The sequence below is a fragment of the Candidatus Symbiopectobacterium sp. genome (assembly GCF_020054415.1).
Lineage (GTDB): Bacteria > Pseudomonadota > Gammaproteobacteria > Enterobacterales > Enterobacteriaceae > Symbiopectobacterium.
In genome coordinates this window covers 1-10,990 of record NZ_JAHWCO010000056.1, presented here as the reverse complement: position 1 = coordinate 10,990, position 10,990 = coordinate 1, and the positions used below count along the sequence as shown (strand labels likewise).

Genomic DNA, 10,990 nt, shown 5'->3' with positions numbered 1-10,990 from the left:
CGTAACCGATTGCAACGGCTCAATCGCAAGACGCTCGGATATTCAAAATCATCCGAAATGCACGATAGGATCATCGGTACTTACATCGAACGCGAGTACTACGTTTGATGCTACATCAACTCATTGAATACACGACCCATAAATTAAAAAATCATGAATCAAAAAACCGAAGACAATAACAATAAAGAAATAAAATTAACACGAATTTTTAGTGCTCTGGCATCCCATAGCGCTGCCGCAATTGGCTGTCCATTTCCGTCAGCGTTTGCTTGAGAAACTGACAAAAGCTCGCCAGCAGCACGGTGCGAGGGCGCCCGATCTCGGTCTGAATTTGCAGCATGCGTTGCCCTAAGGGTTAGACGTTAACGCAACGGATCTGAAGCTCGTCGTTGAGCATGTGCCCCATCACCGAAAAATGGCTACAGATACCGATCGCGTCACGATCGTTGCGCACATAGCCAAATACCGCAGAAAATTGGTTGCTGGTAAACACCGGTTCGATAAACACGCTGTTCATTCGGCGGCACAGATCGAACAGTTGCCGGATGGTGGCAGTTTGATCCGGCAACACCAACGGATAGGCATTCAGATCGGACAATGCGAAATCTCACCTCGCCAGCGGGTGCTCTCGATGCATAAATGCGCTAACCGGTGCGGGAAACGAGGCGATGACATAAACCCCCGGCTCCGCTGCCAGGCTAAACTTAATCGCCACATCCCCTTCACCGTGCCGCACCCACTCCGGCACCTGCTGGGCGCTGCCGACAATCAGGTGAAAATTGACTTCAGGGTGCAACTGGCGAAAACGCGCCAGCAGCAGCGGTACCAGATTCAACGCTAGGCCATCGGTGCACACCACGCGAATCGGGGTTTGCTGCCGAGATTTGAGGCCTTCCAGTTCAGCGATCGCCAGCTTCATATCCGCCATGCTGCGTCTGACATGGTTTGCTAGAATTTGCCCGGCATCATTGAGCACCATCCCGCGCGTACTGCGCTCAAACAGCGGCATGCCCAGACGTTTTTCCAACCGTTGGATATGGCGGCTAATCGCGGAAACTGCGACGAAAAGTTGCTGGCTGGCGGCACTCAGCGAACCGGTACTCACCACGGCCATAAAGTAACGGATTTCGGTATTGTGCATGGCTCCCCCTTGCGCTGAAAAACGACAACGCGCGCACCGGAAAATCGGTACGCGCGAATGTTGAGGCGAAAGATCCTGTTGGCGACAGGATCAAGCAACGATAGCAGTAGCCGCGTGCTGCTCTCGCTGGCAACACACCTCCGCCCCCTGCTCTGCCAGATCCCACAGCATACCGGCCATCAGTTGCAGCGCCTCCTATACGACCGATTGCAACAAATGCTCATTAGGGGCGTGCTGGCTACAAGCCGGGTAAGAGTGCGGCACCCACAACGTCGGCAGCACTAAGGTTTAGGAAAAACAGGCAGTTGGCAGGCCACCACCAAAGTTGGGCAGGATGGCGGCTTTTTTCCCCGTCGTCCGGGCAATTGAGGCTTCGCCCCAGGTCACCCAGGGATCGCTGGAATCGAGCAGTGTTGCGGTAAAGCAGTGATCGGGGGTGACCATCGTGACATCTTCAAACCCGTACGCATCCAGATGTTCACGCAAATAACGCGGAAAATTATCCACATCGCTGCCGGGCACGTAGCGCATATGGCAGTGCGCCCGCGCCACTGGCGGGATGGCATGGGCCGGTTTATCGGGATTGCCTATGGTAAAGGCCAGCACGTCAAAGGTATTCCAACTGTAGAGCTTCTCTGCCGCCGTCAGGCCCGGCTCGTTCCAGTCAGGATCGATGGCCGGATCGTTGGGCACCGAGCCCAAAGCGATATCGCTTAGCAGATAACGCACCTGCTCAGGCAATACTGCCGGGCGTAATCCCGGCACCAGAATGCGTCCACGCTCATCCACAATGCTGCTTAACGCATGGGCCAGACGAATGCCGGGGTTTGCCAACAGCCCGCCCCAGTTACCTGAGTGGTGCGCGCTTTCGCGCAGCTTGACCTGAAGCTCAACGTTAAACACCCCGCGCGAACCCAGAAACAGAGTCGGACGCTAGGCCACCACGCGCTGGCCGTCAGAAGCGATAAACAAATCCGCCGCCAACCAGTCGCTATAGCGTGCGCACAGTGCTTCCAGCCCGGGGGAACCAGTTTCCTCCCCCATTTCCAGAATCAGCTTCAGGTTATAGCCGAGTCTGCCTTGCTTCGCTTTCAGCACCAGCATCAAGGCAGCCAGATTTATGGTGTGCTGGCCCTTGTTATCCGCCGTACCGCGTCCATACCAGTGATCGCCATCCGGAGTGACTTTCCAGGGATCGACCCCTTCCAGCCAGTTATCTTCATCGCCCAGCACCACATCGCCATGGCCATAGGTCAATAACGTAAACGGCGCTTCGGGTTCAATACGGCACGCCAGCAGAAAAGGCCATTTTCCCGCGACCGGGTTATCCACAATGCGGCACTCAAAGCCTAATGTCTGAAGCGAAGAAACCATCTCTTCCGTCAGGTAGGCCATTATCTGGGGCGCTCGCTCTGCGACAAGGCTTTCCGTTGGGTAGCTTACCCGCCGCGCCAGCGTTTCCAAAAACGCACCAGACGCCATATAGTCGCTCGCCGCTTGCATCAATTCTTCACGCTTCATCTGCCTGCATCCTTCTTCATTTTTGCTGTTTTCGGGTCATAATCCACTGTAATGGGAGGAAATCTAGGGAATACCGAGCCCCTGCTCCGGCGTCAACAACGACGCGAGCAGTGCCTGGGTATAGGGGTGTCTCGGCGTTTAGAAAATCTGCTCGCGCGTCCCCTGCTCGACGATTGCCCCTTTGCGCTCACGGCGACGTGATCCACTAGGTGCTCCACCACCGCCAGGTTATGGCTGATAAACAGATAAGTCAGACCGAGCTCCTGCTTGAGCGTCATCAACAGATTGAGAATTTGCGCCTGAACCGACACATCCAGCGCCGAGGTTGGCTCATAGCAGATAAGAATTTCCGGGCGCATGATCAGCGCACGAGCGATAGCAACGCGTTGGCGCTGACCGCCGGAAAGCTGGCCGGGATACTGCCCGTGGGTTCGGGTTGGCATCCCGACCCGGTCCAACATCTCCTGCACCCGCTGTTTGCGGGTTTCCGGGGTGCCGATGTTATGCAGACGTAGCGCAACTTCAACGATATCGGCCACCGTGCGGCGTGGGTTCAGCGAGGAGTACGGGTCCTGAAAAATCGGTTGAATGCGGGTCGCCAGCGCTTTGTGATCGCCCGCATCGATTTCACGTCCTTCAATCAGGACGTTGCCCGAGGTCGGTGGCAACAGCCCCAGCAGCATCTTTGCCAGCGTACTTTTACCGCAGCCAGATTCGCCCACCAGCCCAAGGGTTTCACCGCGCCGCACGCGTAAAGAGACGTTATTGACGGCGGTAAAGATACCGGGCCGCGTAAACATGCCGCGATTAAGGCGAAATTCGCGGCTCAACGCGCAAAGCTCAAGCGCCAGATCGTCATTGCAGGGAATGTAGGGGGCAGGTTGTACCGCGCCAAATGCCGTTACCGTTTTGCTCATGCAACATCCTCCCAGGCTTGTGCCTGCACGCAGCGCACGCGCTGCTGCGGCGTCACCGCAACATAAGGCGGATTTTCACTGCAACAGGCCTGGGCGCTGGGGCAACGATTGCGGAACGCACACCCCTGCTGCGCACCGATAAGACTCGGCACGACGCCGGGGATCGCCTGTAGCAACTGGCCAGGAACGGTTTTTCCCCGCACCGGGATGCATGACATCAACCCTTTGGTGTAGGGATGTTGCGGATGTCCAAACAGTTCTTTCACCGGCGCGGTCTCAACAATCTGGCCGGCATACATCACCACCACACGATCGGCGATGTACGCGACTACGCCAAGATCGTGGGTGATGAGAATCACCGCAGTACCCAGTTCCTGCTGCAATTCGCGCAACATGCGCAGGATCTGCGCCTGAATGGTCACATCCAGCGCCGTGTTCGGCTCATGCGCGATGATCAGCTCCTGCTCACACATCAGCGCCATGGCAATCATGATACGTTGACGTAACCCTCCCGACAGCTGATGCGGATACTGCCGCAGACGATCCCCTGCCTGCGGGATACCGACCCTTTTCATTAAATAGAGCGCGCGCTCTCTTGCCTGGGTTGGCGTCACCTTACGGTGCGCGTGCAACGTCTCGCATAGCTGTTAGCCCAACCTGTAGGAGGGATTCAGCGATGTCATCGGTTCTTGAAAGATCATGGCGATCTGATCGCCACGGATCGCTGCCATTTGTTTATTGTTCAGCGTTCGCAGATCTTGCCTTTTAAAGCGCAGGTGCGACGCACTACGCACCGCTTTACGCGGCAGCAGCCCCATCAGCGCCAGCGACGTCATGGATTTACCGCACCCAGACTCGCCCACCAGACACAGCATCTCGCCTTTACGCACTGAGAAATCAATACCGCGCACCGTGGGAAGATCAACGCGCAGGTCTTTGACATCCAACAAGCTATCCTGACTCATGGCAACCTCCTCAGTTACGACCGTCTACAGTGGTGATATCGCGCAAGCCATCACCCACTAGGTTGATGCCGAGCACCACCACCGCCAGCACAATGCCGGGGATCAAAATCACCCAGGGCTGAAAGAATATATAGGCTTTACCTTCTGCCACCATCAATCCCCAGGAGGGTATCGGCGGTTGTACCCCGAGCCCCAAAAAGGAGAGCGTGGCTTCCAACAAAATGGCGTGGGCAATATCAAGCGTTGCCACCACCGTCAGCGGCCCCAGAAAATTGTGCAGAATTTCCCGCACCATGATGAAAGCTGACGATGCCCCTAGCGTTTTTGCCGCAGCGACAAACTCCTCTTCTCGCAGTTGGCGGGTTACGGAGCGCGAGACGATCAGAAAGCGATCCCACAGTAGTAACCCGAGCAACAGAATCACCACTTTTACCGAGCCCCCCACCAGCGATGCCATCGCCAGCGCTACCAGAATCACCGGCATTGAAAGGCGTACCGTCAGCAGATGACTCACCACCGCGTCCACACGCCCGCCGAAGTAGCCTGCGACCACACCCAGCGTGATGCCAATAACGCCTGCCAGTGCGGCGGCGGCCAGCCCAATCAGTAATGAGACCCGCGCACCAAACAGCAGGCGACTTAAGTAGTCGCGCCCCAGCTTATCGGTGCCCAGGATGTGCTCCCAACTTCCCTTCTAATACCAGACCGGTGGGATCAGGCGTCGGCTGACATCCTGCGCATAAGGGTCGTGAGGACTTATCCACGGTGCCAACAGCGCCAGCACCACCACAATGCCCAGAATCACCACGCCCAGCGTCATGCTGTGATGGTCTAGGATGCGCCGCATAGCGCGTTGCCATGGGCCCGGTTGCGGTAATAATCCCGTTTGTCCGGCCTCAGTTTGCGTTACTGTCACAGCGCCGCCTCGCGAAAAAAATCCTAGCCACAATGCGGATGTCTTTTCAGATGCTTTCATGTTGCTCACTCCTAGCGCGCCCGTAAGCGCGGATCGAGCGCCGCATTGAGCACATCCGCCAGAAAAGTGAGAACGATATAGAACACCTCGATAATCAGTACGATGGCCTGCACCACCGGGAAGTCATTGCGGGAGATGGAATCCCACGCCAATTGTCCTAAGCCTTGCAATGCAAACACCGATTCAATCACCACCGAGCCGCCCAACATAAAGCCCAGTTCCACCATCGCCAGCGCGACTACGGGAATAATGGCATTGCGCAAACCGTGTTTGACGATGACGTGAAAACCACTCAGTCCCTTGGCTCGTGCGGTGCGGATATAGTCAGCGTTCAGCACGTCCAGCATGCCGGAATTGGTAAGCCGCATCAGGGAGGGCATGGCGTAGTAGCCCAGTGCAATGGCAGGCAGGACAAAGTTTTGCCAGGTGGCGTTGCCAGCGACCGGTAGCCACTTTAGCCCCACGGCAAAAATCAGGATCGGCAGCAGTGCAAACCAAAAATTGGGCATTGCCCGCCAGAGCACCGCCGTCATCACTGCACTCCGATCGACCTAGGAATCCCGGAACACCGCCGCCAATACGCCAAGCGGGATCGCCACCAACAACGCCAGCAGCAAAGAAACCGCCCCCAATTTCAAGGTGACCGGCATACGCTGTCCGACCAGCTCCATCACGGTGTGTTCAAAATAGAAAGAACGTCCGAAATCGAGATGCAGCGCAGCCCAGAGCCAATGGCCAAACTGCGTGGCAAGCGGCTGATCCAACCCGTATCGGACACGGATCTGCGCAATCATCTCTGCCGTGGCTTCAGGCCCGGCAATCGCTGCTGCCAGATCGCCGCAAAGGTGCAACAGAGAGAAACTCACCAGCGCCACGGTAAACAACACCGCGAGCGCCACCAGCAGCTGATGAAAAACGTACTTCGCAATAATGCAGCTCCTTCTTGGTCACAACGCGGGAGAAGCAGCGCTTCTCCCGTAGCAGGCATTACTTCCAACTGGACAGGGCAAAGCGCGGCAGTTCATCCGGCCAATCCTGAAAATTCAGATCGGAGGTAAAGGCATAGTGGGTTGAGTAGGAGAACAACGGCGCAATATAGGCCTGAGACGAGATACGCCCCAACGCGGTGGCATACAGCGCAGCACGATCCTAGGTATTGATGGTTTCATCGGCCTTCAGCAGGGTATTGTTCACCTCGGGATCCTTCCAGATGTCATTACCCTTGCCGCCAAAGTACGGCGTGGTGAGTGCGGTAGCGTCGTTAATCGAGAACGAGCCCCAGGTATTGAACGCCATTTGCGCTTTGCCGGAAATCAACGCATCCGCCATCACCGGAAACTGCACGTAATGCAGTCGAGCACGAATGCCAACCTGACGCAGATAGCCGATAATCGCTTCTGCGTAATCGCGCTCACGGTAGGCCCAGATATCCGTATCAAACCCATTGTGATAACCCGCTTCCGCCAACAGCTGTTTGGCTTTTTGCGGATCAAACGGGTAATTGATCACCTTGCTGGCACCGCAGGCCACTTGCTCACGGAAGCAGGCGGTGTAAACCGGTTTACTGCCGCCTTTCACCAGATTGGTCACCATGCTTTGGCGATCGATGGCGTAATTCACCGCCTAGCGCACGCGCACATCCTGAAAGTGCTTCCCTTCCGGCGAATCGCTGTGAATGCTCATCGCCACAAAGCCGACGCGCATGGTTTCACCGCTTTTCACCACGAGATTTGGCATGGAAGACAACGCCTCGGTCTGATCGGAAGGCACGCGCCAAATCCAATCCACCTGCCCGGTCATCAACTGTGCCAGACGGGTTTCCGGATCACGGATCACCACGAAATTCAGCTTGCCGATCTTGGGCTGACCAAGGGTGCTCTCTTTGAAGTAATCGGTGCTTTTCTCCATGGTGACCCCCTGGCCGGGGATCACCTGCACCACCTTATACGGACCGGTGCCGATCGGCGCACGGCTAAAGCCCGCCAGCTTCACGCTCTGGAAATACTTCGCCGGAAAGATAGGTGTCTGGCCGGACAGATACTCCAACGCCGCCGGGAAAGGCTTGGCTAAATGCAGGCGGACCGTGTAGTCATCCACCTTTTCGGTGCGCGCAATCCAGTTGACGTCTTGCGGCACCACCGAGTCGGTATTTGGTCCAGCAATATGTTCGAAGGTATAGACGACGTCATCCGCCGTGAAATAATCGCCATTATGAAATTTGACCCCTTGGCGTAAATGCATCAGTAACGCAGTCGGAGATTCCCACTGCCAATCGGTAGCCAGTTCCGGTTTGTATTCACCGGTTTTCGGATCGCGGTAAACCAGGTTTCTCCACACCAGATGGGCTAAAATCACCCCTTCTCGCATGGTATTGTGATAGGGACTGACATTTTCTATCTCACTGTCAGAGTCATAGACCAACGTATCATTGGCTTTCCCGGCGTAACTTTGGGCGGCCATTCCCATCAGCACTGCCGTGAACACATATTGTTGTAGCCGTCTTGCAAGTAAACGCGTCATGTTACTCTCCACACCATGAATAAAAGGAGGAATACAAGGATCATCGTTCATCCTGGTTCAGGGTGTTTTTGCAAGAGTGACGCCAACCGGGTTACCAGCTTGTTACTGATTTAAGACAGTTGCTTTCTCAAAACGAGAAACCGCCGCGCTGCTGCCGTTGTTGCGCATTGAGCAATAATAAATCGCTATCCATTGGCTATGAGCGCAGCGTGTTTGCGAGCAATCGCGCGATGTAGCGGTGCAGGGAAGAAGATCGATAACGGTGCAGAGCGTCGATTTTTTGCACTATTAACGAGAGTAGCAATAAGGTGTTGCTATTTCTCGCTTTGAGAAACGGCGTTTGCCACCCCACCGTTGGCGTCAATGCCGGGCAAGGTAAACAGGCGATAAGTGTTGCGATACAACGCGTCTGCGATCACTTCCGGCGGCTCTGAGCGCAGCTCACACAGGGTATGAAACACATTGTTCGCGCGCTCGGGGCGATTGGGTTGCCCCTGAAAACCATTAAGCGGCATATCAGGCGCATCGGTTTCCAGCAACAGGCTATCGAGAGGCAGGCGAGAAATCGCCTGACGAGTTTTATTGGCGCGTGGATAAGTGATGGTGCCACCGACGCCAATGCGGTAACCCAATTTGATAAAGGCCAGCGCCTGCTGCTCGCTGCCCGCAAAACCGTGCACCACGCCTTTACGCGGCACATCGATACGGCGTAATAACTGCGCCAAACGATCGTGAGTGCGTCGCGAGTGCAGCATCACCGGCAAGTCATAGCGCTTCGCCAGCGCCAGTTGCGCTTCCAAAAGTTCACATTGGCGTTCGAAACGAGGCTCTGCCATATACAAATCCAGCCCGATTTCCCCTACCGCGATCAGCCTGTCATCGCGTTGGAGTAGCTGCTGTTCAAGCAGATCCAGATCGCTGTCCTGATGATGAGCAACATAGAGTGGATGCATGCCAAGCGCCGCAAAGATCGCTGAGTGAGTGCGAGAAAGTGCCGTGATGCGCGCAAAATAACGGGACTCCACCGCAGGCACCAAGATATGCGTTACCCCTGCCGCTGCGGCAAGCGCAATACTTGCCACTTCATTTTCGCTCAACGGCGGAAAATCAAAGTGACAATGGGTATCTATAAAGGAAAACGGCCTGAGGAAATGATCCATGCCTTAGTATAACGCGGCCTTCGCGCAACGTTAAACAAGCGCGGCGTAAAATCAGTAAGCGTTAAATCAGTGCAGCGTTGCCGAACCCTTTCCCGCCTGCACCGTAGTATCAGACAGCTCATCGCCCTCTTGCAGGCCGTAATCTTCCTGCAAGATGCCTGCAAGATAATCATTGTTACTTTCCAGCCAGGCAAAACCGCTGTCAAACCACTCTGCCCACAGCGCCCAGAAGTTCCCTCTCAACTGCTTCCATCGACCTACCACGATATCGCTATTCATCACGAACCTCCCGAACAAACCGCATTGTAATCACACCAACGTTCAGCAAGCATCGCAAACAGTATGCGGGGCGACGATGACAATCTCATTATAGTTCAGATTGATTTTCGTTAACACCCCGAGCGCAGACTAAAATTTCAGATAAATGGCGCTTGTGAGTGCGTCTACACCCAAAATAATTCGAGTTACGGGAAAGCGCAAAGTGAAGGACAAATTTGAACAGCGCCTGCGCTGGCCCGTAGGGTGAACCTCAGGGATGAGGTTCATTCATCCTGATGAGCTTACTCAGGTAAGTGATTCGGGTGACAAATCTGCCGGAAGAGGATTTGAACGCCGCCGGCTGCGGCCTCGTAAGAGGTGAGGCACAAGGATGGGCCGAATAACAAACGCAGCCAACGCACCAGTCACTTTAAGTATGACGGGTATAGCTAGGGTCGCTTACGTCCCGCGAACAGGCTGACAAGAAACAGAATGATCCCGACAATGAAGACAATTTTGGCCGCACCCGCTGCGGTCCCTGCCAGTCCACCGAATCCCAGCGCCGCTGCAATCAGCGCAATTACCAGAAAAATAATGCCCCAACGAAACATACGCTCTCCTTACCTTAATGAGGGTGAGTGGCACTCGTCCTGAGGTTAATTACGCATACCGCTGCGTTTCCACCTGTGTTTGATTCTTACGACACCAAGTGCTAATTGGCTTGAGGATGGCGGAGGTTACCCTCCACCGAATACGTGAGCATTAAAGGTCAACAGGCCCGTTAATGGGTGACGGTCAGATCATTTTTAACACTTTTCACACCAGATACCGCCTTAGCGATACTCTCTGCACGCGCTGACTGAGCAGTGTTTTTCACGTTACCGCTCAGTTGCACCACCCCTTCCTGGGTTTCCACTTTCACATGGCGCGACGGCACAATTTTATCAGCCAACAGTTTGGCCTTGATGCTGCTGGTGATGACCGCATCATCGGTATAAGAACCCACTGACTGGGTGGCGTTATCCCTGATTTGCAGTTTATCACTCACCGACTGCACACCTTCAGTCTTGGTCGCCACCGCGACAGCCTGTGCGGCCAAGGCCTGGCTAGGAACAAAACCGGTCAGCGTAACCACGCCTTTGGTGGTCGAGACGGAAATATCTCCGCTCTCGATCCCCTTATCATCCATCAGGGCACTTTTCACCTTGGCGGTGACAGTGCTGTCATCCATATACCCAGAGGCTTTCTGGAGAGAACTGTCAGTATTTGCGCCCGTCGTTGTCGCCGCCTGCTGCACTTTCTACCCCAGCGTCTCTTCTGCCAGTGCGTTCCCCTCCGTCAGCAGAGTACCCAGTACAACAGCCATCATCGTTTTTGCGTTAAGGATGTTTTTGGCTTTGTTGAATAAATAGAACTTTTGGGTAATCATCGGAGCAGATCACCACAGTTGTTTCAAAATCAGGTCTCCATGGCAAAACAAAATTTTAAAATCACCAACTGGCCCTCTTATAACAAGGCCCTCAAGCAGCGCG

Annotated in this window: 8 protein-coding genes and 7 pseudogenes; 1 reads left to right on the top strand and 14 read right to left on the bottom strand. The window is 55.0% G+C overall.

The window, feature by feature from the left end:
- Positions 1 to 108, top strand: a 108-nt coding sequence (locus tag QZ506_RS01910; protein ID WP_291968657.1) for an IS1 family transposase, incomplete at its 5' end; no start/stop codon positions are given.
- Positions 109 to 208: 100 nt separating this feature from the next.
- Here QZ506_RS01910 and QZ506_RS01905 read toward each other — a convergent pair.
- The 14 genes and pseudogenes from QZ506_RS01905 to osmY form a co-directional block, all read right to left on the bottom strand.
- Positions 209 to 1,141: pseudogene (locus QZ506_RS01905) on the bottom strand (LysR family transcriptional regulator).
- A 90-nt stretch (positions 1,142 to 1,231) separates the two neighbouring features.
- Positions 1,232 to 2,662 (bottom strand): annotated as a pseudogene (locus tag QZ506_RS01900) (M20 family metallopeptidase).
- 63 nt (positions 2,663 to 2,725) lie between these two features.
- Positions 2,726 to 3,579, bottom strand: a pseudogene (locus QZ506_RS01895) (ATP-binding cassette domain-containing protein).
- Complete coding sequence (locus QZ506_RS01890; RefSeq protein WP_291968655.1) at positions 3,576 to 3,878, bottom strand: oligopeptide/dipeptide ABC transporter ATP-binding protein; 303 nt, start codon at positions 3,876 to 3,878, stop codon at positions 3,576 to 3,578. Before QZ506_RS01890 ends, QZ506_RS01895 begins: the two are co-directional and overlap by 4 nt.
- A 150-nt stretch (positions 3,879 to 4,028) precedes the next feature.
- Positions 4,029 to 4,544 (bottom strand): annotated as a pseudogene (locus QZ506_RS01885) (ATP-binding cassette domain-containing protein); the annotation flags it as partial.
- Positions 4,545 to 4,554: 10 nt separating this feature from the next.
- Positions 4,555 to 5,460: pseudogene (locus QZ506_RS21415) on the bottom strand (ABC transporter permease).
- Between the two features lie 71 nt (positions 5,461 to 5,531).
- A complete protein-coding gene (locus QZ506_RS01870; RefSeq protein WP_367272957.1) occupies positions 5,532 to 6,056 on the bottom strand; it encodes an ABC transporter permease in 525 nt (174 codons plus the stop codon).
- 15 nt (positions 6,057 to 6,071) lie between these two features.
- Positions 6,072 to 6,449: an ABC transporter permease gene (locus QZ506_RS01865; protein WP_291968652.1), complete on the bottom strand. Its 378-nt coding sequence runs from the start codon at positions 6,447 to 6,449 to the stop codon at positions 6,072 to 6,074.
- Positions 6,450 to 6,507: 58 nt separating this feature from the next.
- Positions 6,508 to 6,642, bottom strand: a complete 135-nt coding sequence (locus tag QZ506_RS01860) for a hypothetical protein (protein ID WP_291968646.1) — start codon at positions 6,640 to 6,642, stop codon at positions 6,508 to 6,510.
- Positions 6,643 to 6,669: 27 nt separating this feature from the next.
- Positions 6,670 to 7,887, bottom strand: a pseudogene (locus QZ506_RS01855) (ABC transporter substrate-binding protein).
- A 467-nt stretch (positions 7,888 to 8,354) separates the two neighbouring features.
- Positions 8,355 to 9,200: a TatD family hydrolase gene (locus QZ506_RS01850; protein WP_291968644.1), complete on the bottom strand. Its 846-nt coding sequence runs from the start codon at positions 9,198 to 9,200 to the stop codon at positions 8,355 to 8,357.
- 66 nt (positions 9,201 to 9,266) lie between these two features.
- Entirely contained in the window at positions 9,267 to 9,479 is a 213-nt protein-coding gene (locus tag QZ506_RS01845; protein ID WP_291968642.1) for a stress-response protein, read from the bottom strand.
- A 428-nt stretch (positions 9,480 to 9,907) separates the two neighbouring features.
- The gene (locus tag QZ506_RS01840) at positions 9,908 to 10,069 is read right to left on the bottom strand and encodes a DUF1328 domain-containing protein (RefSeq protein WP_196906570.1); all 162 of its coding nucleotides are present in this window, start codon (positions 10,067 to 10,069) and stop codon (positions 9,908 to 9,910) included.
- 170 nt (positions 10,070 to 10,239) lie between these two features.
- Positions 10,240 to 10,887: pseudogene (osmY, locus tag QZ506_RS01835) on the bottom strand (molecular chaperone OsmY).
- Positions 10,888 to 10,990: the final 103 nt, after the last annotated feature.

Bases quoted from the DNA above. Each gene is read 5' to 3' on its own strand.
- QZ506_RS01890 (WP_291968655.1), bottom strand. From the start codon at position 3,878: ATGTATGCCGGCCAGATTGTTGAGACCGCGCCGGTGAAAGAACTGTTT.
- QZ506_RS01850 (WP_291968644.1), bottom strand. From the start codon at position 9,200: ATGGATCATTTCCTCAGGCCGTTTTCCTTTATAGATACCCATTGTCAC.
- QZ506_RS01845 (WP_291968642.1), bottom strand. From the start codon at position 9,479: ATGAATAGCGATATCGTGGTAGGTCGATGGAAGCAGTTGAGAGGGAAC.
- QZ506_RS01840 (WP_196906570.1), bottom strand. From the start codon at position 10,069: ATGTTTCGTTGGGGCATTATTTTTCTGGTAATTGCGCTGATTGCAGCG.